Genomic DNA, 25,518 nt, shown 5'->3' with positions numbered 1-25,518 from the left:
CAGCCCGTCAGGGCGAGCCCGATCACACCGCCTACACACGGACCGACACGAACACCTCGCCGAGTCGCCGCATGACGGCAGCTCTCACCGCAGCCGTGCGCTCCGGCGCGGCAACGGAGCTCAGCATGTCGAGCAGTTGCGGGGCGAGCCCGACGGCCTGGACCCGCTGGAGCTCCATCCAACAAGCCGCCGCATTGCAGGCGGCGATTCGGGTCCGCCCATGCAGGCCGGTATGTTCCGTCCAGGAGCGCGCAATTGCCGTCCACAGCCTCGTGGCGAGCAGGAAGTCTCCGGTCAGGTAAGCGAGATCAGCCCGGAACTGCTTCGTCTCCAGATGTTGTGGCACGGTCACTTCGACGTCCTCGGCCATGTCGCTCATCAGCCGGTCCGCTGCACGCACGGCGGTGGCGAAGTCACGTGACCGCCCTGCCTCCATCGCGCGGGCGAGTCGGCTCGCATACAGCCCGTGGCGCGGCTGGGAAAGGACGGCGGCGTGCGAGACACCGTCGTGGATTTCCTCGACCCCATGGTGTCCGAGGTCGATCGCCGGGGATCCTAGCGCCTGCTCCGCGGCCTTTGAAGGATGGATTCCGTTCGGAACAGCACAAACCTCTCCGTCGGCGAACAGGAGACGGTCCGGCGTGACGTGCATGAGGTGACGGGGTGTTGTGGACATGGAATGCAGCCGACTGGGCGCAAGTGGCGCGACCGCGGCCCTCCCCCTTCCGGGACTGAAAGCGTCACAGCTCACTACGGGTGTCATGGCACATTGGTTCTCTGCTGTTGGCCTGCCGGGGCGCTCTGCCCGATCGATGCCCAACCCTCCCTCGCGGGGCCTTCCACAGGGCGCGAACTGTGCGGCACGTGTGGTGGCAGCGGGGTGACCGCAACCCCTACCCCGCCGCCGCGAACCCGTCGACGCCCGCACCGCTGGTACTGCGGCAAGGTGTAGGGCTGCTCAACCCAGCCGAGTCGGCAGCGGCGGCAGATCTGGTAGGCGACAGCGAATACGAACTCGTCGTGCAGGTTGGCCGCACGCTGGCGCACGGCCATCCGTACATGGCGGGGCGAAGACGTATGTCGTGGTTGCGCTGAGCTTTGCGCACGAGTCGATCGCGATGACCAGCTTCGCTGCAGCCGGTTTACGGCTTTGTCGCGGTGCAGGCCGGCTCGGCCTTCGAGGAGCTGACGGTCCGGCTGGCCACGAACGCGTGCCCGGCGAGATTCGCAGGCGGCGGCTTGTCGTGGAGGGGGCAGCGCCGCACCGCACCGGCTGTCGCCCTGGTTGCCGCTGCGGATGGCCGCGCCGACGAGCCCGGCTCCGCCCAGCGGTGCAACGCCGGAGGCGGTGCGGCTGGTTGTGTGCTGGGCCCGCTACCCATGGGCGTTCCTGTTTCTTAGGGTCGGACACATGACTGATCAGGAGATTACAGACGGGCCGCAGCGCGTGCGTGAAGCGTGGGAGTGGATCGTCGAGTGGCTGCGGGTCAATGCTCCACGCTCGTACGGAGCGCTTCGGCCGGGCGCTTCGGAGTCGTTGCTTGTGGAGGCTGAGGAGCGCCTGGGTTTCCCACTGCACGCGGATCTGCGGACCCTGTGGGCGATGAACGCCGGCGTGGCGGATGACCACATGTTCGCCGCGCATTTCCTCGACGGCAATGGGTTGTTGGCGGTCGATGTTGCGCTGGACACACGCGAGTTTCTGGCTGAAGCCTGGTCCGACTGGGCCGCTGGATGGGTGCCGTTCACGGCGGACGAGGTGACTGGGCCGTGGTCCGGCTCGTTCGTGGACTGCCGTACCGGCAGGCTCGGGGTGTGGGGCATGGAGACCGAGCCCGAGGAGGAGGATGGACTGGATCTGGCCGGTTGGCTGGAGTTGATCGTTCAGGCTCTGAGGGACGCCGACGGGCCTTTGGTGGGGCCCGGTAACGCTCCTGGGCTCGCCGGCGGGGCGCTGGTGTGGCTTGACCCTCGTGATGTGCACGTGGAGGGGTGGGCGCCGCTCCACCACTAACCGTCGTGCCGCCCCGGCCGGAATGAGCCGGGGCGGCACAACAGCTCATGTGCTGGTGTCAGGGGATGGTGTCGGGGTCGACGTCGGTGATCTCGCAGGTGACGATCTTCTTCATCACCGCTTCGTCGCAGCCGATGTCAGCCAGAGGTGCGTAGATGTAGAAGGGGTCCGTGTCGAGCATCCGGTAGGACTTGGCGAACGCTCCGAAGGCGCGCATCGCTCCGGAGTTGACGGACAGCGCCATGGAGGACCGTCCGCACTTGATGTTCGTCCAGTCCGGCTCCGGATAGCGGCCGTCGTCCCGCAAATAGATCTTGCCGTCGGCGGCCTTACCTTCGTAGGTCTGCACACAGTGAGCGCCGTTGGGAACCTCGTAGGAGGTGACGCCGGAGGGTACCTGGCTGGCGGGCATGCCCGCGGACTCATAGGTGGTGTTGAAGGAGAACTCGTCGCAGGAGACGACGTCCTTCTTCGGGTGGTTGTACTGGTCGATGGCCCCCTTGGTCAGGCCGTGCGGTTCGAAGCCGTACTGGCCGGACCTTCCGCAGATCTTGCCGCGGTTCTGGTTGGGGCCTCGGTCCCACTCGTTGCGCTGGTTGGCCTTGTGTTCCTTCTTGTCGGACATGGGCAGGTAGTGCAGCGGGTGGAACGGGTTGGTGCCCGGCCCTGTGTTGGCATCGCCGTTGTTCTTCAGGCCCATCTTTGCGCGGATCAGATAGAGGTGGGCGGCAGCGGCCGGGAACTCGTTGGATTTGATCACGTAGCCGGGTGCGTACTCCGGGAACACGCACCCTGGGGACAGGCCGACGTCGGCGAAGTCGCAGCGGGCCTCGGACTGGAACAGCTTGTCGGAGGCTGCGCCGTGGTCGGTGTCGTCGTCGGCAGTGGCTCCGGAGAATTCTGGGCCGAAGAAGCCGACAGGGAAGCCGCGCTGGCGGATGCTGTCCTTGCGGGACTTGCCGTCCCAGCCGGAGCCATTGGCGCTGTCCTGGTCGTTCTTCACGTCCCAGGTGAGAGTGGCGGAACCGGTGACTTCGTGGTTGTCGTATTCGGCGGCGCCCTTCCAGGTCATGGGGCCGTCCCACTGGAAGGACGTGTCGGCGGCGGTACAGCCGAAGTCGCACCGAGGATCAAAGTTGATCTTGATGTCGTTCTTCATGGCCGGGGTGGGCGGAGCGGCCTTCTTCGGCCGGATCCTGGCCCAGTACTTCATGTCCGGGCTCTTGGTGTCGACCTTGATCTGAACGTCGATGAAGAAGTCCGCCTGGGAGAGGCGTTTCTTGGTCTTCTTGTCGTAGGTGTAGTACTCGTAGTACGCGGCCATGCACATCTCGGTACGGGTGAACCAGCCCCACAGCGCGTTGTCGGGATTGGGGGTGCCGTCGTCGTTGATGCCGGAGCAGGCAGGGATCAGTTCATTGGCGGCCCGGATGCCCTTGGGGGTGTCCGAGAGCTGTTCCGTGACGATGGTGGGTTTGGCCCATGCCTTGGCCTTGCCCGTGACGGGCCGGAGGTTGGCGCAGGTCACTGTGCCGTCGCCCTGGTCGGTGCAGTTGCTGCCCTGTTCGGTGCGGCCGAGCCTCGCGGCTCGGGTGTCGTAGCCAGGGATCAGCTGCCACTCGCCGGTCGCTTTGAACCTTCCGTCGTTGTAGGCAGGCTTGTCCGGGAGTTTGATGTTGACGACGTGGTTGGTGCGCACCTGGCCGCCGGCGAGGAAGCCGTAGGTTCCGGTGGTGCCGACGTTGTCGGCACGGTCCACGGTCCGAACCTCGACGTGGTGGGCGCCGGCGCGGTCCGGCGATGCGGAGAACGAGCCGGTCTGGCCTGTGGTCGGTGTGCTCTGCCACTCCGGGGCAACGGCGCGGGGTGCGTTGATGCCGCCGTTGTCCTCGCCTTCCTCGGTGCCGTCCAGCACACCGGGGTCGGCGTCCTGGGGGAGTTCGCCGTCGACGCGGTAGCGGATCTCGCGAGCTCCGGCGTCGCCGGTGTCGACGTTGAAGGTGCCGTCGACACCGGCGCCGCCGCCGTTGCCGTCAGCGGGGTAGGTCGGCGAGTCGATCGAAGCCGGCTCGCCGGGGGCGGTGGTGTCCACGACGAACTGGCGCCACGGTGACCAGTTCAGGTTGTAGTGGGTGCCGTCGTAGGAGTTGGTGCGGAACTTGTAGGTCTTGCCGTCGACCAGCTGCCCGGCGGGCACCTTCACGGAGGCCCACTCGCCCGGAGCGACGTAGTCGGAGACGATCAGGCCCTCGCCGGCGGGGGTGGTGATCGGCTTGTTGGTGGCGGCGTCGTAGACCTGGAAGGTGCCGTTGACCTTGTCGCCGTCGGCGTCGGTGAACTTGTCCCGCAGGGTGGGAGCAGTGGTATTGACCGCCCACACGCCCGCATACGACTTGAAGGGCGCACCGGCCTGCTGTGCGGTGCCGTCACCCGGACGGTAGTTGTAGGTGACCGTCAGCTTCGGCTGGTTGGCACCGTTGTTGGCCGAGTTGACTCGCTTCCACGCCTTGATGTCGTCGCTGGAGGCGCGCAGGCCCATGTGGCCTCGGGTGGCCTTGGCGGACGCCCAGGACTGGACGAGGGTGTCGACGTCGGCGTTGATCCAGCCGTCCGGCTGCGTGGCGGTGCAGTCCGGGTTGCCCTTGGTCTGCGTGGAGGAGTGGTACTCCTGCTTCCAGGTGGGCTGCGACGTCCACCGCGAGGACGTGGAGGGGGCGCTGGTGTCCCAGACGGCCCACTTCTGGGCGGTGCAGTCGGTGTTGCCGGAGTGGAAGTTCCACAGCGCCAGGTTGGTGTCGACGATCAGCGCGTCCTGGATCGGCGTGGTGTTCCACGTGATGAACGAGCGTGCGGTGCGCGGCGTGCCGTCGGCGTTCTTCGTTCCCGGATTGCCGAAGTCCAGTTCGACGTCGGTGGACCAGTCGACGGTCTCGCCCTGCTGCACGTAGGTGTCGAAGGTGTTCGACAGTGCGGAGGTGGACGGGTCGACGGTGACCGGGTACTGCGTCTTGGGGTCGGCGAGGAAGTCCGCGTCCGGGGTGACGACCAGGTCGACCTCCCCGGCACCCTTGTCGACGACCTGCATGTCGACGCGGACCCGGCGGGAGTGCTCGCCGGAGGTCTTGTCGACGGCCGCGTCCCACATGACCGGGGCGGGCATGACGGCGCGCTGCGCGCCAGTCTCGGCGTCGGAGAAGGTGACCGAACCGTCCTTGTTCGCCTTCGCCTTCAGGCCCTTGGCCTTCACCGGGAGGGTGTAGGAGTAGGCGCCGGTGGGCTGCTTGTCGATCTCGACGAATTGCTCGAAGCCGGTGCGGGTGGCCTCGACGATGACGTCGGCGCCGGGTACCGCGTTGTTGTAGCGGGCGCGGGTACCGTCCAGTTCTGGCTCTGGGAGGCCGCCCTTCCACTGCAGTGTGACCTTGTCCTCACCGGTGCCGAGGGTGACCAGGTCACGGGCCGAGTCGTCCTGCGCGGCGCTCAGCGACTTCGGCAGCGCGCCGCCCTTGCCGCCCAGCCGCAGGCTGTTGGGGTGTGTCTTGGGGGCGATGCTGCCGTCGGGGCCCTTGGCGAGGGTGACGTCGACCTTCCGCCACGTGCCGTTCTTCCATATTCGTTCCGGGCCGGCAGTCAGTTCGGTGGTCAGGGTGCCGTCGGGATTGGCTACGGTGTAGGTGGTCGGGGTCGTCTCGTCGGTGACGACGACCTTCTTCCCGGTCTTCTCCGCCTCGGTGATCGCCCACGCCTTGGAGCCCTTGGCGTGCTGGGCGGCCCATGCCCGGTCCGACGCCTGGAGGTCCGCCTTGGACGGCTGAACCGGCCTGGGGTCCCCGTCGGACGAGGGTGCTGCGGTTGCCTGACCGCCCGATAAGAGCACGGGATCGGCTAACAGAAGCAGGAGAGCCACAGCCGCGATACCTGCTCGGCGCCGCGAAGCCGGGTGCCTGTAGGAAGACATGGAGTAACGCATCCTTTCATCGGATTCGAACCTGTGTGCGACTGATTGCGCGTGGTGAGACCCTATGTGGATGTAGGTGTCAGGTGAAGTCAGTTACGGCAAGGCTCCACAACCACCCTGATGTGCACGCAGGTTGCCGGGCGCGGCCCTCGCCTTAAACGTGTTGTTTGCTACACAGCTCGTCCACATCGCGGACACAGCAACGCTGCAGCCACCGCCGGTAAGACGTCGAGACGTGAGTGCCTGGGGCCCGCAGGCCGTTCTGCTCTGATGAAAGGGGCGGCTTCCGGGTAGGTGCGGGGCAATTGGCGCCCCCGAGCGATGCGGAGATGTGTGACAGCAGGTCAGATGGGCCTCTCATGGGAGGAGCCCAGACGATGGCCCGTCATTCGCCGTGTGGCCGAGGAACTCGGCGTGCATCACGAGCCCTGGGCGGCTGGATCCGCCAGGCCGTGGCGGATGCCGACGAGCGGGACGACCTGCTCACCACCGAGGTGAGGACTTCGCCTGGTTTGAAGATTCCTCCGGGCGGGCGCAGGCGCCTGTCAGGGCAGGTAGGTGCCGGCCGGCGTGCCGTCGTATCCGGAGACGCCAGGGACTTCCGAGGGACTTTTCGCCGCCTGACGCGGCAAGCCCCCGAAAGACCGGAAAGGGCCTCCGACCAGGTCAGAGGCCCTTTCCAAGGCAAAGCCGCAGGTGGCGGCAGACGAGTCGGGCTGTACGCCGGGTTCTGTGCACCCGGGACCTCGCGGTCGTCGGGGCGACGGCCATCCATCTAGGACCGGCGTTGCCGCCGGCCTCGTGCGGTCTACCCGCGGACTCGGGCGGGCAGCCCTCATGCGTCCGCGCAGAACCGCCTTGCGGCGGTCCCTCTTGACCTTGCTCCAGGTGGGGTTTACCTAGCCGCCTGGGTCACCCCAGGCGCTGGTGGTCTCTTACACCACCGTTTCACCCTTACCGAGGACCGCCCTCTTTGAAAGAGCGCAGCCCCGGCGGTCTGCTTTCTGTGGCACTGTCCCGCGGGTCACCCCGGGTGGCCGTTAGCCACCACCCTGCCCTGTGGAGCCCGGACGTTCCTCGGGAGGCCCTGTGAAGGGACCCACGCGGCCGTCCGCCCGGCTCGTCTGCCGTGGGGACCATGCTACCTGGCGTTTCAGAGGAAGTCGGTGGTCTCCAGGTCGAAGCCGAAGGGGTCGGGGAGGGGGAGCGGCTTGCCGAACGGCACAGTGTGCTGCTCCCGGTAGTCACCGCGTCCCGGGTCGGTGAAGAGCGTCAGGGAGGAAGCGTCCCGGTCCACGAGGAGGTACAGCGGAATGCCACCCCTCGCGTAGCACCGCCGCTTGGTCTCACGGTCGGCCTTGGCCCGTGTGGAGGTCACTTCGAGGACCATGGCCACCCCGTCACAGGGCATCCATGGATCCGCGCCACGGTAGAGCCGCAGCTCCCTCGGGGCGAAAGCGCCGTCCGGAATGACATGGTTTCTCGGGCTGTCGGGCACGTTCTTCAGGGTCAGACCCTTGTTGCCGGAGAACTGCATATCGGTCCGCGCCTGCTTGATCACCTGCGTGACGATCAGGCTGATGCAGTCCTCGTGGTCCCCGTCCGGCGGCGGGGTCACCACGATTTCCCCCTCGATCAACTCCGCCCGGAAGCCCTCCGGCGTGTCCAGCGCCAGGAAGCCCTCCAGCAGGACGTCAGCGTCCTGCGTGACCGGTTCGTGCGGCATGCCAGTCATGTCGTCAGCGTCGGACATCGAGGCACCCGCCGTCCGTGCGATCGGGGTCGTTCCCTCGATCGTGGCACACGGCCAAGGGAACACGACGGCATTCCGCACGGTCACCGTCCGGGCTTGACCTTGTCGCAACGTCAACGTTTCTACTGGTCGCATGCGAATCGGAGAGATCGCCGCGCTGGTAGGGGTGACCACACGGGCCGTCAGGCACTACCACCACCTGGGGCTGCTGCCGGAACCCGTACGCCGCCCCAACGGATACCGGGAGTACGGGGTCCGCGACGTCGTACTGCTGGCGCGGATCCGGCGGCTGACGGAGCTGGGGGTCGGGCTGGACGAGGTGCGGAACGTACTGGCGGACGACGCCGGCCGCGACCTCGTCGAGGTGCTCGAGGAGCTGGACCAGGACCTGGCGCGACAGGAGGCGCTGATCCACGCACGGCGGGCACGGCTGGCCGCGCTGCTCGCGCAGGCCCGCAGCGGCGAGCTGACCACGGAAGGCCCGGTGTCGCCGCGGCTCGCGGAGCTCTTCGGGGACATGGCCCGCGCATCCGCCGGGCTGCCCGGGCCGGAGCCCGCGATGGCGGCCAAGGACCGGGAGCTGCCGGCCCTGCTGGACACCGTGGCGCCCGAGCCGGAACAGGAGCGGCTGATGGAGGCGATGCGCCGGATGACCGAGGCGCCGGGGGCGATGGAGCGGGCGTACGCGCTGTACGGGGAGCTCGACGTGCTGGCGGACGCGGACCCGTCCGATCCCCGGGTGGAGGAGACGGCCCGGGCACTCGCCGCCATCCTCCCCGAGGATGTGGTGACGAACCTGGGGGACACCGGGCCGGACGACGGTTTCATGGACGCCTTTCTGGCGGAATTCTCCCCCGCCCAGGCCGCGGTCGTGACCCGCGCACTGGAACTGCTGATGGAGTGCGCCCGGTGAGCCGGCCGCAGAGCGCGCTGCGGGCCGTCGCGTACGGGGTGCTGCCCGCCGAGTTGATGCTCATCGCCTGCCTGTTGGGCGGCGTGACGTTCCCGCAGCCCGTGCTCGCTGCCGCGGAGGCCGCGCTCGTGCTGCTGCTCGCCGCCGAGGTGTTCGCGTACCTGAGGCTGCGCAGCGGCGGGCGGACCCGGCAGGAGGCGGTGGCGGAGCTGGCGCCCGCTCCCGTACTGCGGCTCGTGGGCCATGAACTGCGGCTGATGCGCAGCCTGTTCCTGTGGGTCGGCCGGCGCCGCGACGGTGTCGGGCCCGGCGACCGGTCCTTCGGGCACGCCCGGGACCAGGCCGCGCTGATGTACGGCTTCACGTTCGTGTGCGTCGTGGAAACGGTGGCCGTGTCGTATCTGCTGATGGACCGGCCGGCCGTGCATGCGGTGCTGCTCGTCGTGGACCTCTACACCGTGCTGTTCATGCTGGGCCTGCAGGCCGCTTCCGTCACCCGTCCCCACGTCCTGTCGTCGGACACGCTGCGGCTGCGCCAGGCCGGCCATGTGGATCTGCGGATACCGCTGGACCGGATTGCCGACGTCCGGTACGAGCTGCTCTTCACGCACGAGCAGCAGGACGGCGTCCTCGATCTGAAGGTCGCCGCACAGACCTCGGTGACGCTGGAGCTGTCGGAGCCGGTGACGCATGTCGGCCTGCTGGGACGGGAGAGGCCCGTCCGTACGGTCCGGGCCCACGCCGACGACGCACGGGCCTTCGCCAAGGCCCTGCGGGAGGCGGCGGACGGCAGGCGCCCGGCTCAGGTACCGGTCAGGCCGGCGTGAACCGTACCTTCGCCCGCCCCGGGTCCGCCTCGACGAGGCGGACCCGCAGCCGCTCCCCCAGCGGCAGCGCCGCACCGGCGGCGTCGATGCGCGCCACCACCGCAGGGTCCTCGAGAAGGACGGTTCCGGTCGACGGGTCGTTCTCCTTCACATCGACGACGACCGCGTCGAAGAGTTCACCGATCCGGTCCCGCAGCACGATCGCCTCGAGGACGTCGACGCATTCCCGCTCCACGGTGTTGCCGCGGCGGGCCCCTTCGGCCATCTCGCCGGGCAGCGCGTCCAGGGCGGCGCTCACCCACTCCGGCGGCTCCTGCCCCGCCACGGCGGCGACGCACAACTCGCCCGCGTAGCGGTCGACGAGCCGGCGCAGCGGCGCGGTGCAGTGGGTGTAAGCGGCGGCGACCGCCGCGTGGACGGCGGGCACGGGCAGCACCCCGCCGGCGAACGCCGTGTACCCGGCGCCCCGCAGCAGCGTGGTGCACTCCTGCAGGAAGGCGGCGTGGCGCGGTTCGCGCGGGTCGAGGGAGCGGACGAGCTCGGCGTACGAGACGTGGTGCGGCCACTCGACGTGCAGCGCCTGCGCCGAGCGGCGCAGCCGGGCCACGGCCCCGTCGGGCGCGGTCGGCAGGGTGCGCAGGATGCCCGTGCCCGACGCGGTCATCAGGTCGGCGGCGGCCATGCCCGTGAGGAGGGAGATCTGCGCGTTCCAGCCGTCGGCGGGTCGCGGGGCACGGTATTCGAGGACGTAAGTGCCGCTTCGTTCGGCGATCTCCTGCTCGGGGACGTTCAGGGAGATGCCGCCGCGTTCGACCTCGAGTGCCTCACGGAGCTGCCCGATGTCCCCCAGCAGGGCGAGCGGTTCCTCTGCGAAGCCCGTGTCGATCTGCCGTTGCGCGCCTTCGTAGTCGAGTCTGGTGCGGCTGCGGACGAGCGCGCGGCGGACATGGGCTTCGAGCGTTCTCCCCTCGGCGTCGAGGTCGATCCGCCACAGCAGTGCGGGAGTGCTCTGGCCGGGCAGCAGGCTGGCCGCGCCCTCGGAGAGTGCGCGCGGGTGGAGGGGGACCTTCTCGTCGGGGAAGTACAGGGTCTGCACCCTTCGGTGGGCCTCCGCGTCCAGCGCGCCGCCGGGCCTCACGAAGGCGGCGACATCGGCGATCGCGTAGTGGACGCGGTAGCCACCGCCCTCGCGGCGGGCGAGGTGCATGGCCTGGTCGAGGTCGGCGGACGTGGGCGGGTCGATCGTGAAGAAGGGGATGTCCGTGGCGTCCTCATCGGGCAGCCGCGGCGCCTTCGCCGCCGCCTCGGCCTCGGCGAGTGCCGCCGCCGGGAAGCCGCCGGGCACATCGAGCGTCCTACGCAGCTCACGCAGGGCGGCGCGCAGCGGGGCCTCGGCTGCGCCGGTCACGTTCATCTGGCGGCGGGGCATGGACCGAGCGTAGGGCGGGGCGGGGGTGGTGGCATTTCGGCGGCGCCGGCCCTTTGTAGTCTGGCGCGGGGCCGCACCCCCACCCGTGTACGTACGAAGGAGACCTGCCGTGCTTGTCCTGTTGCCGCCGTCGGAGGGCAAGGCCGCTTCCGGCCGCGGGGCTCCGCTGAAGCCGGAGTCGCTGTCGCTGCCGGGGCTCGCGGACGCACGGGCCGCCGTGCTGGACGAACTGGTGGAGCTGTGCGCCGCCGACGAGGCGAAGGCGCAGCAGGTCCTCGGGCTGAGCGAAGGTCTGCGCGGCGAGATCGCGAAGAACGCGGAGCTGCGGACGGCGGGTACCCGGCCGGCCGGTGAGATCTACACGGGTGTGCTGTACGACGCTCTGGGCCTGGCCACGCTCGACCCGGCCTCGCGCAGGCGGGCCCGGCAGTCGCTGCTGGTGTTCTCCGGGTTGTGGGGCGCGGTCCGGGTCGGCGACCGTATCCCGTCGTACCGCTGCTCGATGGGCGTGAAGTTGCCGGGGCTCGGCGCGCTGGGCGCGTACTGGCGCGGCCCGATGGAGTCGGTGCTGCCGGAGGCGGCCGGCGGCGGGCTGGTGCTCGACCTGCGCTCGTCGGCCTACGCGGCGGCGTGGAAGCCGAAGGGCGAGGTGGCGGACCGTACGGCGACGGTCCGGGTACTGCACTCGCAGATCGACGGGTCGACCGGCGTCGAGAAGCGCTCGGTGGTCAGCCACTTCAACAAGGCGACGAAGGGCCGGATCGTGCGGCGCCTGCTGGAGGCCGGGGCGGCGCCGAAGACACCGGCGGCGCTGGTGGAGGCGCTTCGGGACCTCGGGTACGTCGTGGAGGCGCAGGCTCCGGGGAAGCCGGGGAAGGCATGGGGACTGGACGTGGTGGTGTCCGAGATCCACTGAGCATTCGCGTGGCGTTGCATACTGCGCAACGGTCGTTGCGTGCATCACTTCTGGTCGGCAGGATGAGGGCATGACCTCCGTGCTGGACCTCGCCCCCGTCATGCCTGTCGTCGTCATAGACGACGCCTCCGACGCCGTGCCGCTCGCCCGCGCCCTGGTCGCGGGCGGCCTGCCCGCGATCGAGGTGACGCTGCGGAGCCCGGCAGCGCTCGACGCGGTCCGCGCGATCGCGGCGGAGGTCCCGGAAGCGGTCGTCGGCGCGGGGACGGTGATCTCGGCGGAGAACGTCTCGTCGGCGGTGGCTGCCGGGGCGCGGTTCCTGGTCAGCCCTGGATGGACGGACCCGCTGCTGGACGCGATGCGGGCGTCGGGGGTGCCCTTCCTGCCCGGGATCTCGACGACGTCGGAGGTTGTGGCGCTGCTGGAGCGCGGGGTGAGCGAGATGAAGTTCTTCCCCGCGGAGGCGGCGGGTGGCACGCCTTACCTGAAGTCCCTCACGGGCCCGCTCCCCCAGGCCCGTTTCTGCCCGACGGGCGGGGTGTCGCTCGCGTCCGCGCCCGCGTACCTCGCGCTGGCGAACGTGGCGTGTGTCGGCGGTACGTGGATGCTCCCGGCGGACGCGGTACGGGCCGGGAACTGGACCCGGGTCGAGTCGCTGGCCCGGGAGGCGGCGGCGCTGGGGTGGAACGGCGGAACGGGAACGTGACCGCTGCCGGTGCATGCCACTGCGGCGGCAATCCGCAGAGCAGGGTGACCGCGATGCCGCCGCCGCTGCCCTCGCGGCGCGGGGGCGCCTCATCACCGGTGACGCGGGTGCCGCTCCGCGGGGCCTGCTCCCGCCACGCCGTCCCTCTACGCCTGGCGGCGTGGGTGGTGCCCCATTCCGAAGCCGGGGCTCCGCCCCAAAACCCTCGGCCCGGCGGCCGGCGATCGAGGACACCGCGCGAAGCGCGGTACGCGCACCGTGCAGCGGCCCGACCGCGTCCGCAGCCGTCAGCGCAAGTGGGACGTGTCGTTCAGCAGGCGCAGCGACGCGTTGCCGTCCGCGTAGTACGCCACCGCCGACATCGACGCCGGCGACAGCTCCATGCGGAACAGGGACTCCGGCGGCGCCCCCAGTGCCAGGCGGACCAGGGTCTTGACCGGGGTCACGTGGGTGACCAGCAGGACCGTGCGGCCCTGACAGCGTGCGAGGAGCTTGTCGCGGGTCGCGGCGACCCGTCGCGCCACCGTCGCGAAGCTCTCGCCGCCACCCGTCGGCGCGGCCTTCGGGGAGGCGAGCCACGCGTCGAGGTCGTCGGGGTACCGCTCCCGTACCTCGGCGTACGTCAGGCCTTCCCACGCGCCGAAGTCGGCCTCGCGCAGGCCCTCTTCGAGGATCACGTCGAGGCCGAGCTTCGCGGCGACCGCGTCCGCGGTCTCACGGCAGCGCCGCAGCGGGGAGCTGATGATCTCCTGGATCGTGCCCCGCGCCGCGAGGGCCGCGGCGGCGGCGTCTGCCTGGCGGCGGCCGACGGCCGACAGGACCGGGTCGCTGCCGCCGCTGCCGGAGAACCGCTTCTCGGGGGTCAGGACCGTCTCCCCGTGCCGGAGCAGCACGAAGGTGGCGGGCAGCCCCATGTCGGGCGGGCCCCAGCCGGGTGCGGTGGCGGTGGCGACGGGGGCCGGTTCCGCCTGGGCGGGGGCAGGCTGGGGCCCGGCGGCCGAGAGCCCCGTGCGCACGGGCGTGGCAGCCGCGAGCGCCGCCCGCGCCTTCGCCGCGCCGGCCGCCGCGTCGCCCACCACTCGGACCGCCTCCGCGTCGCGCGCGTCGAGCGCCGCCATGGAGCGCGATGGCTCCCACTGCTTGCCCTTCTTGCCCGCGTCCATCGCCTCGTTGGCGAGCCGGTCCGCGTGCTTGTTGCGCTCGCGCGGGATCCACTCGTAGGTGACCCGCCCGGGCGGGAAGACCCTGGCGGCCTCTGCGGCCAGCGGCTTCATGTCGGGGTGCTTGATCTTCCAGCGGCCCGACATCTGCTCGACGACCAGCTTGGAGTCCATCCGTACCCGGATCGCCGCCTCGGGGTCGAGCGCGTACGCGGCCTTGAGGCCGGCGACCAGGCCCTTGTACTCGGCGACGTTGTTGGTCGCCACGCCGATGTACTCGGCGGTCTCGGCGAGAGGCTCGCCGGAGACCGGGTCGAGGACGACCGCGCCGTAACCGGCGGGGCCGGGGTTCCCCCGGGAGCCGCCGTCGGCCTCGACGACGAACTCCCGCATCAGAGTCCCGACTCGGACGTACGGACGAGAATGCGGCGGCAGTTCTCGCAGCGCAGCACCGTGTCGGGCGCGGCCGCGCGGACGTCGTTCAGCTCGGTGATGTTCAGCTCCAGCTGGCAGCCCTCGCAGCGCCGCTGGAACAGCCGGGCCGCGCCCACGCCGCCCTGCTGGACCCGGAGCTTCTCGTACAGCTTCAGCAGGTCGTCCGGGACGGAACCGGCGACGACCTCGCGCTCCTTGGTGACGGACGCGGCCTCGCCGTCGATCTCCTCCTGCGCGGCGTCCCGGCGGGCGGTGGCGTCGTCGACCTTGCCCTGCACGGAGGAGACCCGCTCGGTCAGCTCGGCGACGCGCTCCTGCACGGACTCACGGCGCTCCATGACCTCGAGGACGATGTCCTCCAGATCGCCCTGACGCTTGGCGAGGGAGACGATCTCGCGCTGCAGGTTCTCCAGGTCCTTCGGCGAGGTGATCGCGCCGGAGTCGAGACGCTGCTGGTCGCGGGTGGCGCGCTGGCGCACCTGGTCGACGTCCTGCTCGGCCTTGGTCTGCTCGCGGGCGGTGTCGCTCTCCTCCGTCTGCGCGGCGACGAGCAGGTCCCGCAGCTGAGTGAGGTCCTTGGTCAGCGACTCGATCTCGGCGTGCTCGGGCAGCGACTTGCGCCGGTGCGCGAGCTGCGCCAGGCGCCGGTCGAGGGCCTGGACGTCGAGGAGTCGGATCTGGTCGGCGGGCGCAGCGTTCAGTTGGGGGCTCCAGAGGAATCGTGGTGGGCGGACCAGGGGTCGGTGACCGTCTTCGAGACGTGGACCCGCAGGTCCCAGCCGTGCCGGTCGGAAATCTCGTCGAGCTGTGCCGCGGCCTGTTCGCACCAGGGCCATTCGGTGGCCCAGTGCGCGGCGTCGACCAGGCCGAGCGGCGAGTGCTGGGTGGCCTCGGACGCCGGGTGGTGGCGCAGGTCGGCGGTGAGGAAGGCGTCGACGCCTGCGGCCCGTACCTGTTCGAAGAGGCTGTCGCCGGAGCCGCCGCTGACGGCGACGGTGCGGACCGTCGCTTCCGGGTCGCCGGCGAGGCGGATGCCCTGCGCGGTGGCGGGCAGACGCTTCGCGGCGCGCGCCGCGAACTCGCGCAGCGTCTGGGGGCGGTCCAGCTCGCACACCCGGCCGAGGCCGCGGCGGCCGCTCGGGTCGGAGGGGTCGGGCACCAGGGGGCGCACCACGCGCAGGTCGAGAGCGCCGGCGAGGGCGTCGGAGACACCGGGGTCGGCGGTGTCGGCGTTGGTGTGTGCGACGTGCAGGGCGATGTCGTTCTTGATCAGCGTGTGCACGACCCGGCCCTTGAAGTGGCCGGCCGCGACCGTCGTCGTACCCCGCAGATAGAGCGGGTGGTGGGTGACGAGCAGGCCGGCGCCGAGCTTCACCGCCTCTTCGACGACGTCCTGGACGGGGTCGACGGCGAACAGAACACGGGTGACCTCGGCGTCGGGGTCTCCACAGACCGTGCCGACGGCGTCCCACTGTTCGGCCCGCTCGGGGGGCCAGAGGGCGTCGAGCTCGGCGATGACTTCAGACAGGCGGGGCACGCACAAAGGCTACCTGCCCCGCCCGCCCGTGAGGTGTGCCCCTACTTCACCAGGAAGCCGCGCAGGTCGTCGAGGACCTCGTCGGCGGCGGTGACGCCGAGACCGAGGTACCAGGTCTCGTCCGGAACGTCCTTGGCCTGCCCGGCCTTGACGGCCCCCAGGTCCTTCCACAGCGGGTTGGACTCGGCGGTGTCGCGCTGGGTCTTCGACGGGTCGCCGTAGACGCCCGTGAAGATCCAGTCGGCGTCGGCCTCGTCCATCTTCTCCGGGCTGATCTCGGCGGCGAGGTCGTCGATCTGCTGGTTCTCCGGGCGCGGGACACCGGCGTCGCGCAGGATCGTGCCGATGAAGGAGGCCTGCGCGTAGAGACGGATCTTGCCCGGCATGTAGCGCAGCATGGTGACGGTCGGCTTCTTCTCGCCGAGGTCGGCCCCGAGCTGCTTGGCCTTCTTCTCGTACGCGGCGAGCTTGGCCTCGGCCTCCGCCGTCCTGTCGAGGGCGGCGGCGTTCAGAAGGTAGTTCTCCTTCCAGGTGAAGCCGGGGCGGAGGGAGAAGACGGTCGGAGCGATCCGGGACAGCTCCTGGTACTTGTCGTTCGCGCGCAGCTGGCTGCCGAGGATCAGGTCCGGCTTCAGGGCCGCGACGGCCTCCAGGTTGAGGCTGTTGATGGTGCCGACGCTCCTGGGGCTGCCCGCGGTCTTCTTCAGGTACTCGGGGACGCCGTCGTCGCCCTCGGTGGGCGCGTAACCGACGGGCCGGACGCCCAGGGAGGCGACGTTGTCGAGCTCACCGACGTCGAGGACGACGACACGCTTGGGCGCGGCCTTGATCTCGGTCTTGCCGAGCGCGTGGGTGATGGTGCGCGGGAACTCACCGGGCTTCGCGTCCGTGCCCATCGCCGCCGTCTTCTCGGCCGCGTCGCCGAAGTCCTCGCCACCCTGGGCCACAGCCTTCTTGCCGCCGCCGTCGGACTTCGCGCCGGTGTCCTCACCTGCCCCGCCGTCGGTGCCGCAGGCGGCGAGGGAGAGGGCAGCGGCGAAGGCGACTGCGGCGGCTGCACCGCGGCGGCGTAGGGACATGGCGTACTCCTGCTCTGCGAACTTAGGTGGCCCTTACCTTACGCACGGCCGCGCCTGAGAGCACAACCGCCCCTTACCCCTCAGGCAAATCGGTGCATGGCCACCCATATGTGTGAAGTGGACCTGTCTCGTATTGTTCGGCAGGAAGTGCGATCCCTAGCTTCGGTGGCCGGAGGTGAGGCATCGATGACAGCCTTGGCCATCGAGACCGCCACGGAGGACGGGGCGGTGGCGGACAGCGGAACGGACGGCGCCGACGGCCCGGAGCCGGTGAGCGCGGGGGACGCGGAGCCCCCGGCAGTTGCCGGGGCACCGGGGCTCACGATCACCGCGGACGGGACGTACGGTGCCCGCCTCGCCGGTGGCGGCGACGCGCTGTTCCCCGAGCGCTGGACGCTGGACGGGCCCGAGCCGTACGCCGTCCCGCTGCCGCTCGACCAGCCGGAGGAACGGGAGGCGCAGGTTCTGCCGCTCGTCGACGGCCGGGTCCTGATCCGCCGCCGCGTCGCGGAGCGGCACACGTTCTCGCTGCTGTCCCCGACCGGCCCGGTGACGGGCGAGCTGGCCCTCGGGGCCGTCACCGCCGAGGAGTTGACGCTGCTGCCCCCGTCGCCGGACGGGATCCGCGCCTATGCCCTGGCACCCGGTGGGCGTTCGACGGGCCTCTGGATGGTGGCGGGCGGCGCGGGCGGCCCCGAGCACATTGCCGACATCGCAGGTCACTGCTCGGGCGGCGCCTGGCTGGACCGTACGGGACGGATGCTCGCACTGGACAGGTGCGGGCCGGACGGCGGGCCGGTCAAGACGGTCGCGGTCGATCTGGCTCGGGGCGGCGAGGTGACGCCGCTGCTGCAGATCACGGAGGACAGTGACGACCGACTGCTGCTCGCGGACGCCGACAGCGGTCTGCTGCTGGTCCGTTCGAACGCGCCGGGTCCGGGCCAGGACCTGCTCGGCTGGGGTGTGCTGGGGAGCCTGCTGCCGGTGCGGTTCCCGCGGAGCCTGCGGCTGCCTGACGCGCGGATGACACCGTTCGCCGTGCAGCCCGGGCAGGTGCTGACGCCGGAGAGCTGTGCGGTGGCCCTGCGGATCGACGGCGCGGCGGGCAGCTGGGTGGGCGTGTGGCGGCCGGCGGGCCGTCAACTGCACCAACTACCGGCTCCGGAAGGCTGGTTGACCGGCGCCGGGACCTGGAGCCGGGGAGGTGTGCTGCAACTCCCCTACGCGACAGGGTCGGTGGCGTGCGCAGTGGCACGGACCCAGGCGCCGGACGCCGTCGTTTCCTCTGCAGAAACCTATCGGCACGGGGCGGCCACAGAACCGGCACAACCGGAAGCCGCAGGTGGGGAACCGTGCGAAGGCTCCGTGAGTCCTGTTGTGCACAGGCCGGTTCCGTTGCAGCAGGCACCACTCACCGGCCGGGGTGCCCGTGGTTAGACTCACGGGCCGGGGCGACCGGGCCACGGATCTCACGGTTGCGGCCGGGCTCCCTGCGACACACGTACCTAACGATCACACGGGGTGACTTCCCACATGTCTGAAGTCCGAACCGACACGACCCACGAGCGCCCGCAGCCCGCGGCCGCGGTCCGGGGCGACGGCGGCGGTGCCGGAAAGCACCGGGGCGGTGCGGCGAGCGAGGACGCGGCGACGCAGCCGCACGGCCGCCACCGTCGGCCGTCCGGTTCCGAAGGGTCGTGACAGGACGCCGCAGCCGGTTTCGGACGCCCGAGCGGAGCGCGGGCGTGCCGGGAAAACGGGTCGTGGCCGCCACATGGTGGCGGCCACGACACTTTTATGCGGTGGTGACCAAGGACACCCTCAGTCTTTCCTGTACGTCTCTCACGAACTCCTCGCCGCCGAGGGGCGGCAGTGACCGCCTCCACCATCTCGGCTCGTCCGGCCTGATCACAGGACCCTGCCCGATGAGTTCGCGGAACGCCTGATCGGTGTTCCGGACGGCGGCGGAGAACTCGGAGAAGCCGTCGGCCCGCCTGGCGGCCTCGTCGTTCAGTGCCAGATCCAGCAGGTCCCGCACGGAGATGTCGTGCAGGTACTCGCTGTAATCCATCTCGTAGCCCTCTGCGCATTCCTCCACAAAGCTCCGCCACCCCTCGCACGATCTCCAGGGGTCGTCGGACCACTTCCAGCCCGCCGCGCCGGCGACCCGGGTGAAAGCAGAGGTCAACGTCGCATCGTTCTCGTCCGTCACTTGAACTGCTCCCGGAAGTACTGCATCGGGTCCATGTGCGGCCGGAAGAACGTCGAGATCGTTCCAGAGGCGTTCATGTATCCAAAGTAGCCCGTCTTCTGGTCGACCCGGAAGAATCCGCCGGAGCTCGAAGGAAGCGTCACGGAGCCCTCCGGACCGCCGCCCGACATGAACGAACGCGCCGTCTCCCGATATCGCTCGTATCCTCCTTGCCCCTTGAACTCGGGCATGTTCGGAGGCTCCTTCGCGGGTCCTGTGACTTTGCCCCTCTTGTTTCTCTTGACCCCGAGAACGTGCTTCTCGTAGTGGCCCCACGCCGACATCGGGCTGTTGAAGTCGGGGCGAGCGGCGACAGCCGCTCCCGGTTTGTCACCGGATGGACTGTCGGCCTTGGTCCCGCCCTTGAGCGCCTTCCTGATGATGGCCTTCAGCAGGCCCCAGCCACCGAACAGCAGGGACACCGTCTCGGCCGCGTCGGCCGTGTCCTTGTACTCCTTGGAGCCGACTTCGACCCCGGCTTCCTTCGCCTTCTCGCGGTACGTCTCCTGCACGCCGCAGTCCGCACCGAACCAGCACCACGGTTCGGTGGCGTACTCGACGGCGTCCGCGGTGCCGGCGAGGAAGTCCCCGATGCCTCCTGCGGTGTCCTTGAGCGACTGCCCGAGCGATTTCGGGTTCTCGGGTTCCTTGTTGTTGCAGATCCCGTAGTTCCGCTGGATCGCGGGGCAGTTGTCACCGCTGCTGGAGGCGAAGCTCGCACTTCCGGAGGCGGAGAGCCCGGTTCGTGACCCGTTCCTGGACGCCCGCTGGCTGTAGTTCTGCCGGTAGGACGTGTGGATGGCCGCCGCGACGTACCGGATGATCGCCCGGATGAGCCGGATCAGGGCGAAGATCATCGAGAGGAACCACTTGCCGTCCGGGTCGGCGAAGGTGACGGGGTTGTTGTTGCTGTAGGCGTAGCCGTTGATCTGCTGCGGGTCCTTCAGGTCCGCGATCGGGTCGGCACTGACGAAGCGGCCCGTCGTCGGGTCGTAGTCGCGTGCGCCGAGGTGGGTGAGGCCGGTGGGATCCTGCGTACCGCCGACGAAGCCCTTCTCGCCGGTCCACTGTGCGGGCCGGGTGCCGCGCGTCTCGCCGAACGGCTGCGAGTGACGGCGGGTCACCACCTGGGTCGCCGCGTCGATCTGCACGTTGGCGGTGCCGTTGTGGTCGGCGCTCGTCCAGGTCAGCGACTGCGGGGTGCGCACCGCGACGACCTGGCCGCCGTGCGAGTAGTAGCGGGTCGCCTGGACCTTGCCGGTCGCCTGGTCGTGGCGCAGCTCGGTCTCGCCGAGGTACAGCGTGGTGCCCGTGGCGTCCCGGCGGATGAGCCGGTTGCCGCCTGCGTCGTTGAGGAACGACGTCTCCGCACTGTTGGCCTCCGTCACCTTGGTGAGGTTGTTCTCCGGGCCCCACTCGAGGTTCTGGGTCTTGCCTCCGATCGTGCGGGTCCTGGTGTTGCCCGACTCGTCATAGGTGTAGCTCGTGTCCGGGCTCGCGGAGTTCGCGGGGCTGGTCGTGGTGGAGGCCAGCAGGTGCGGGCGGAGGCTGTTCTCCGCGGTGGTGCGGTCGTAGGTGTACGTGGTGGTCGCCGGCCCGCCCGTGGCCAGGTGGTCGGTGACGGTCTTGCGGTTGCCCGCGGTGTCGTACGTGAACGACTTCCAGTACGGTGCGACGCCTCCGACGCCCGCGGCGGTGGGTGCCGTCGCGCAGTCGGCGCCGGCGGTCCACGCGCTCTTCAGACGACGATGCCCGTCGTAGGTGAAGCACTGCTTGTCGCCCGGGGCCGTGGCCCGGTCGTCGATCTCGACCGGGTTGCCGGCCGGGTCGTACCGGTAGTGCGTGTCCGCGTCCGTGGTGCTGTTGGACTCGGAGACGACGGTCTGCCGCGCCAGCCGCTTGGTGCCGTCCTCGTAGGAGGTGTTGATCTCCGTCCACTTGGAGGTGGAGGAGACACCCAGCGTGAGACGGATGCGCTCACCGGCCGGCAGGTAGTCGGTGCCGCGGACGATGCCGGTCAGCCCCTGCAGAGTGGTGGGCAGGCGCTGGTCGTTGTAGCCGTAGGTGATCACTTCCTGGGCGAGTCCGCCCATGGCGGGGATCACGCGCGACTGCGGTGTGCCGTCGAGGTTGTAGGCGTTGGTGATGGTGTAGGTGCCGGTTCCCGCCACCGCACCTTCGCTGGTGCTGATGGTGTACTGCTCCTTCAGCACCCGGTAGAGCGGGTCGTACGCGGCGTTGGTCGTCGCGTACACCTTGCCGCTCTTGCCGCCCTCGTACCGGATCGAGGACGTCGGCTGCCCGATGGCGATCGTGTCGTACGACCAGCGCGCCAGGTACTTGGAGTCGTCGATCGTCGGCACGCCGTTGACCACCGGGATACGGCCCGACAGCCGGCCGGTCGGGCGCCCGAGCAGGTCGTAGGTGTGGCTGAGGATGCTGCCTCGGGCGTCCTCGGTGACGGTGACGCGGTCGAGGTGGTCGTATTCCTTCCTGGAGGTACCGGCGTCGGGGTCGGTGACCGCGACGGTCCGGCCCAGGAAGTCGTAGCCGTACTCCCACGCGTTGCCGTCGTTGTCCTGCACCCTGGACAACAGGTCGGCCCGGCCGTAGGAATAGGTGAGGCGGGTGTAGGCACCCGTCGCCCTGTTCCCCTCGTACTCCCGCTTCTCGGCGAGGCGGCCACGACTGTCGACCTCCTCGCGCACGGCGGCAGCGCCGGCCGGGGGCTCGACCGTGGTCGCGTTGCCCTCGTACGTCGTGGTGGTGCGGGAGTGCTCCTTGCCCTGGGCGAGGGTGACCTCGATCGTCGGCCGCCCGGCTCCGTCGTACACCTTCTGCACCCCCGCGGGGGCGGCCGTCAGGAGGGTCGCCAACTGACCCGACGGCGCAGTGGTGTCGATGTAGTCGGCTGCGGTCTCCACCTCCAGGCCACGGGTGTCGTACTTGGTGTCCGTGATGACGCGGCCACCGCCGACCGCCGCGGGCGCCTGGGTCTGGCGCGGGCGGAGCAGGGCGTCGTACAGGGCGTACGACGTGTGGTACGTGTTGCCGTCGTTCTTGAGCGTCTTGGTGGCAACCCACGAGGCCGCACCGCGCTGGATCCGGTACTCGAACTTGCGGCTCGAGGCGTCCCCGCCTGCCCGGTTGCGGTCGGCGAGCCAGACGTCCGTCAGACGGCCGAGGGCGTCATAGGCGTTCTCGGTGCGCTTGCCGTTGGGGTCCAGGCTGACCGTGTTCGAACCCCAGTCGGGAGCGATCTCGGTCGTCACCGTGTGACCGAGGGCGTTGACCTCCTTCTTGCCGGTCAGCGGCCCCCCGGTGGCCGGCGTGTACTCGATGTGGTTGGTACGTGTGCCGTCGGGGTCCCACTGGTCGATGAGACGGCCGAGGGCGTCGTACTTCGCGGTGGCGACGGTCTGCAGCTGGGCGGTGCCGCTGGTGTATCCGTTGACCCGCTGCTGGGCGGTCACGTCACCCTTGGTGGGGGCAACGCCGTACGCCTGGCCGTCGTAGGAGGTGCGGACGTCCGAGATGACGTGGGTGGTCTCCGGGTCACCCGTGCGGTTGGGCGTGACACCGCAGCCGACCGAGACCTTCTCCACCCGCTTCACGGCCGTGAGCAGCCAGTCCGTGGTGTTCTTCGCGTACTCGGTGCGGGTGCAGTCCTTCACCCCACCGCCCTCGGTCTCCACGGTGAGCGTCAGACCGCTCTGCGGGTCGTACGTCGAGTTCGTGGTGGACGTGATCGGCGTACCGCCCGCGACGGGGGTGCGCTTGACCTCCTTGGCCGTGCGCGTCATGTAGGCGCGCACCGTGCCGTAGGAGTGGGTGGCGGTGGCGGTGTTCTGCGACCACGGCGTGGTGATGGTGCCGGAGATCTCGCCGCCGGCCGTGCCGTTGTACGTGATGGCCTCCCGCACCTGGCCGGCGTACTGCTCCTCGTCGTCGACCGATGTGCCGGTGGAGTCGGTGACCGTCTCCGAGCGGGTGGTTCCGTCGAGCTGCTTGTCCCCGTGCATGCCCCGGTAGAACAGGGAGGTCGACTTGGAGCGGACGCCCGCCGCCTCACCGGTCGTGGTGGTGACCTTCTGGTAGCCGCGCCAGATGCCCCAGGTGCGGTACTTGGCCTGGGTGATGGGCGACTGGTCGTCGTACGCCCAGGCGCCGCCGCCGTGGTACGTGTAGTCGGTCTGCTTCAGCGGTGAGCCACCGGTCGGGTCGGACTCGGTGACCTGGGTGACCACGTACTTGTGGAACCAGTCGGTGCGGGGCTGCGGGTCCGTTCCCGGTGTCGGGTTCGACGGCGGGATCCACTTGACCGGGTAGCAGCGCTTTGTGTTCTTGTCGAGCGCGGCCGGGATGTTGGTGCCGGCGACGCACTCGGGGTCGGAGTAGTTCGCCGTGAGCACCGAGCCCGTCTCCGAAGTGACCGTGCGGACGCGCCACTTGATGAAGGGCGGGACGTCGTCGCCGGTCCTGTCCACGCGGTTGTGGAGCTGGATGCCGGCGAAGGTGACGGCCGGCAGGGTGATGGGCGTGCCCGACTTGCCGGTGTGCTGGATGGACTTCAGCCACAGCCCGGCGTTGGAACCGTCGCCCGGGTCCGGGAAGGACTGGTCCAGCGCCCACTGGTTGACGTCGCGGTAGTCGGTGTCCGCGCCGGTGCCGGTGCCCTTGTAGACCTGGGTGGTGACAGCCGTGAGGCGCTTGCGGGAGAAGAAGGAAGGCGCCGGCTGGTCGGTGCAGACCGTGTCCTTCTTGCATATCTGGTCGTACGGCACGTCCGGCCAGGCGTTGCGGTTGCTCGAGGTCAGCGAGGTGCAGGTCTCCCCGCCGCTGACCGGTACGCAACGCTCGGCGACCGTGAACTTCACCCGTGCCGCGGCGGGCCGGGTGGTGGAGAAGATCGTGTCGGTGCGCTGACCGTAGTCGATCCGCTTGAGGTGGCCGCCGCGGACGTACTCGGCGCCGTTGCCGGTGGTGCCGTTCTTGGCGTAGTGGTTCAGTTCCTTGTCGTACCAGTACGTCATGACATTGCCGTGCGGGTCCACGACGTAGTCGAGGTTCCAGCGCCATGCCTGGGTCTTGGCACGGGCGGAGAAGCCGGTGCCGGCGTCGTACCCGGGCTCGCCGGAGTCGTCGCCGAAGACAGGGACGGTCCACACCGAGTTGGTCTCGGCCTTGCCGGTGGCCCAGCCGGGCAGCCGGTTCTTGCCGAAGACGTACTGCGTGCCGTCGGTGGTGGTGACGGTCCAGTGCTCGCCGTCGTCGTCACCGTTGACCGCTCCGGCGGTGCGCACGACGCGCTCGCCGTCGTCGCCCTGGAGGCGCCAGGTGCCCTTGGCCTTGTCGAGCAGGATCAGCGAGCTGGACTTGCCGTTCAGGACGATGGAGGCGTTGTCCTCCTTCCAGCACTGGTCGTACTTGTTGTCCTGGCCGTCGTCGTCGCACGAGCCGTAGGAGCGCTCGATGTACGAGGTGGGCAGGTCGAAGCCCTCACCGACCCAGGACGGCTGGGCGCTGGTGGAGGAGGTGCGGCCGTCGACGCTCTGCGCCGAGTAGCCGATCGCCACCGACGGTGTGGGGCCGGCCGGGGGCGGCACGACGTCCATCGGGTACGACCACGTGAAGTCGCCGTTGGAGCCGCCGCCCGACCAGGTCGCCGACGGCGACAGCGGGGTCGCCTCGTACGTGCCCTGGTCCGAGGAGGTGCCGGCCGAGGCGGCGAGGACGGTGAACCCGCCGGCGCTGCGCGTCTGCGCGGTCGGCTTCGGCGTCGCCACCTGGGCGGTGACGGTGCGGTCCACCGTGTCGTTCGAGGACGGCACGGGCGTGGTGGTGCGGCACGCCGGCTTCTCCGGCGTGGTGAGGGCGCAGGCCGGGAGCTGCACCAGGCGGAGCCGGGAGGCCCAGTTGCCGCTGTAGGCGTCGGCGAAGCCGCTGTAGTCGAGGGCGACGGACAGCCCCGACGGATCGGCCTTGCCGTCCGCACGGCGCACGGTGAGGACCACGCCCTCGATGCCGAGCTTCGCCGTCCTGTTCCGGTCGAGGATCCGGACCTCGGCCTTGGCCGGTGCCGGCTTCAGCAGGCGGTTCGCGGCGGCCGTGCCCGCGGCAGAGGTCCTGCCCGTCCCGTCGGGCACCGGCCGGCCGAGGGCGACCGGCAGGCCGCCGGCCCTGGCTTCGGCGTTCGGCTTCGACGGGACGGTGACGCTCGCGGCGCCGGCCGCGGGCCAGACGACCTTGTGGGCCGCCCGTTCCCGCGTCTTGGCCGCCGCCTGGCGGGTCGGGTCCGGGATCTGCCCGTGCTTGGCCTGGAACGGGGCGGCCCTGCCGAAGTCGGGCTTCTCCAGGGCGCTGGGGTCACGCTCGAACTTCTGGGCCGGAGCGGCGCCGAGCAAAGTCGTGACGATGGCCGTGGTCACGGGAAGGGCGACCGCCGCTATGCGGCGGCGGCCCGCTCTCCTCCATGACCACGACGGCACGCGTTGTGTGCCGGACAAGGCGGTTTCTCGCATTCTTGACTTCGGTGGTGGG

General features: G+C 70.0%; 17 protein-coding genes and 1 other RNA gene. 7 read left to right on the top strand and 11 right to left on the bottom strand.

Annotated features, from left to right (window positions below):
• Positions 1-31 precede the first annotated feature (31 nt).
• On the bottom strand, positions 32-676 hold the full coding sequence (locus IE198_RS06880; protein ID WP_189883814.1) for a hypothetical protein: 645 nt from the start codon (positions 674-676) through the stop codon (positions 32-34).
• Between the two features lie 735 nt (positions 677-1,411).
• Here IE198_RS06880 and IE198_RS06875 point away from each other — a divergent pair.
• Positions 1,412-2,014 carry an SMI1/KNR4 family protein gene (locus IE198_RS06875; RefSeq protein ID WP_189883812.1) on the top strand — a complete coding sequence of 201 codons (603 nt, stop codon included), beginning with the start codon at positions 1,412-1,414 and terminating at the stop codon, positions 2,012-2,014.
• Positions 2,015-2,072: 58 nt separating this feature from the next.
• On the opposite strand, the gene IE198_RS36295 is transcribed toward IE198_RS06875, so the two are convergent.
• The 3 genes from IE198_RS36295 to IE198_RS06860 form a co-directional block, all read right to left on the bottom strand.
• Complete coding sequence (locus IE198_RS36295) at positions 2,073-5,972, bottom strand: DNRLRE domain-containing protein (protein WP_189883810.1); 3,900 nt, start codon at positions 5,970-5,972, stop codon at positions 2,073-2,075.
• A gap of 703 nt (positions 5,973-6,675) precedes the next feature.
• Positions 6,676-7,095, bottom strand: an RNA gene (gene rnpB, locus IE198_RS06865) — RNase P RNA component class A.
• A 30-nt stretch (positions 7,096-7,125) separates the two neighbouring features.
• Entirely contained in the window at positions 7,126-7,707 is a 582-nt protein-coding gene (locus tag IE198_RS06860) for a Uma2 family endonuclease (protein ID WP_189883808.1), read from the bottom strand.
• Between the two features lie 151 nt (positions 7,708-7,858).
• On the opposite strand from IE198_RS06860, the gene IE198_RS06855 reads away from it, so the two are divergent.
• Complete coding sequence (locus IE198_RS06855; RefSeq protein ID WP_189883805.1) at positions 7,859-8,638, top strand: MerR family transcriptional regulator; 780 nt, start codon at positions 7,859-7,861, stop codon at positions 8,636-8,638.
• Positions 8,635-9,465: a hypothetical protein gene (locus IE198_RS06850; RefSeq protein ID WP_189883804.1), complete on the top strand. Its 831-nt coding sequence runs from the start codon at positions 8,635-8,637 to the stop codon at positions 9,463-9,465. The genes IE198_RS06855 and IE198_RS06850 overlap by 4 nt, the downstream gene beginning before the upstream one ends.
• Here the strand turns inward: IE198_RS06850 and IE198_RS06845 are convergent.
• Complete coding sequence (locus tag IE198_RS06845) at positions 9,452-10,894, bottom strand: RNB domain-containing ribonuclease (protein ID WP_189883802.1); 1,443 nt, start codon at positions 10,892-10,894, stop codon at positions 9,452-9,454. The two genes, IE198_RS06850 and IE198_RS06845, sit on opposite strands and share 14 nt — an antisense overlap.
• 109 nt (positions 10,895-11,003) lie before the next feature.
• On the opposite strand from IE198_RS06845, the gene yaaA reads away from it, so the two are divergent.
• Together yaaA and eda are read left to right on the top strand one after the other, a co-directional pair.
• Positions 11,004-11,810, top strand: coding sequence for a peroxide stress protein YaaA (gene yaaA, locus IE198_RS06840; RefSeq protein WP_189883800.1), 807 nt, complete (start codon positions 11,004-11,006; stop codon positions 11,808-11,810).
• Between the two features lie 70 nt (positions 11,811-11,880).
• The gene (gene eda / locus IE198_RS06835; RefSeq protein ID WP_189883798.1) at positions 11,881-12,516 is read left to right on the top strand and encodes a bifunctional 4-hydroxy-2-oxoglutarate aldolase/2-dehydro-3-deoxy-phosphogluconate aldolase; all 636 of its coding nucleotides are present in this window, start codon (positions 11,881-11,883) and stop codon (positions 12,514-12,516) included.
• A gap of 287 nt (positions 12,517-12,803) precedes the next feature.
• Here eda and IE198_RS06830 read toward each other — a convergent pair whose 3' ends face one another.
• Genes IE198_RS06830 through IE198_RS06815 form a run of 4 tightly spaced genes read right to left on the bottom strand, consistent with a single transcriptional unit; the run spans position 12,804 to position 16,727 of the window.
• Positions 12,804-14,069 carry a bifunctional RNase H/acid phosphatase gene (locus IE198_RS06830; protein WP_189883796.1) on the bottom strand — a complete coding sequence of 422 codons (1,266 nt, stop codon included), beginning with the start codon at positions 14,067-14,069 and terminating at the stop codon, positions 12,804-12,806.
• On the bottom strand, positions 14,069-14,812 hold the full coding sequence (locus IE198_RS06825) for a zinc ribbon domain-containing protein (protein WP_189884381.1): 744 nt from the start codon (positions 14,810-14,812) through the stop codon (positions 14,069-14,071). Before IE198_RS06825 ends, IE198_RS06830 begins: the two co-directional genes overlap by 1 nt.
• Positions 14,809-15,648, bottom strand: coding sequence for a Nif3-like dinuclear metal center hexameric protein (locus IE198_RS06820; protein ID WP_189883794.1), 840 nt, complete (start codon positions 15,646-15,648; stop codon positions 14,809-14,811). Before IE198_RS06820 ends, IE198_RS06825 begins: the two co-directional genes overlap by 4 nt.
• 41 nt (positions 15,649-15,689) lie before the next feature.
• Positions 15,690-16,727: an ABC transporter substrate-binding protein gene (locus tag IE198_RS06815; protein WP_189883792.1), complete on the bottom strand. Its 1,038-nt coding sequence runs from the start codon at positions 16,725-16,727 to the stop codon at positions 15,690-15,692.
• Between the two features lie 186 nt (positions 16,728-16,913).
• Here IE198_RS06815 and IE198_RS06810 point away from each other — a divergent pair, with 186 nt between their 5' ends.
• Both IE198_RS06810 and IE198_RS06805 read left to right on the top strand, forming a co-directional pair.
• Positions 16,914-18,164 carry a hypothetical protein gene (locus IE198_RS06810; protein ID WP_189883790.1) on the top strand — a complete coding sequence of 417 codons (1,251 nt, stop codon included), beginning with the start codon at positions 16,914-16,916 and terminating at the stop codon, positions 18,162-18,164.
• 96 nt (positions 18,165-18,260) lie between these two features.
• Complete coding sequence (locus IE198_RS06805; RefSeq protein ID WP_189883788.1) at positions 18,261-18,428, top strand: hypothetical protein; 168 nt, start codon at positions 18,261-18,263, stop codon at positions 18,426-18,428.
• Positions 18,429-18,522: 94 nt separating this feature from the next.
• Here the strand turns inward: IE198_RS06805 and IE198_RS06800 are convergent, their stop codons facing one another.
• Both IE198_RS06800 and IE198_RS06795 read right to left on the bottom strand, forming a co-directional pair.
• Positions 18,523-18,939: an RNA-binding protein gene (locus IE198_RS06800; RefSeq protein WP_189883786.1), complete on the bottom strand. Its 417-nt coding sequence runs from the start codon at positions 18,937-18,939 to the stop codon at positions 18,523-18,525.
• Positions 18,936-25,406 (bottom strand): RHS repeat-associated core domain-containing protein, encoded by a 6,471-nt coding sequence (locus IE198_RS06795; RefSeq protein ID WP_229833781.1) that lies wholly within the window; start codon positions 25,404-25,406, stop codon positions 18,936-18,938. The genes IE198_RS06800 and IE198_RS06795 overlap by 4 nt, the downstream gene beginning before the upstream one ends.
• Positions 25,407-25,518 lie beyond the last annotated feature (112 nt).

Source organism: Streptomyces xantholiticus, assembly GCF_014651015.1.
GTDB classification, from domain to species: Bacteria; Actinomycetota; Actinomycetes; order Streptomycetales; family Streptomycetaceae; genus Streptomyces; species Streptomyces xantholiticus.
This window is presented reverse-complemented; position numbering and strand designations above follow the sequence as displayed.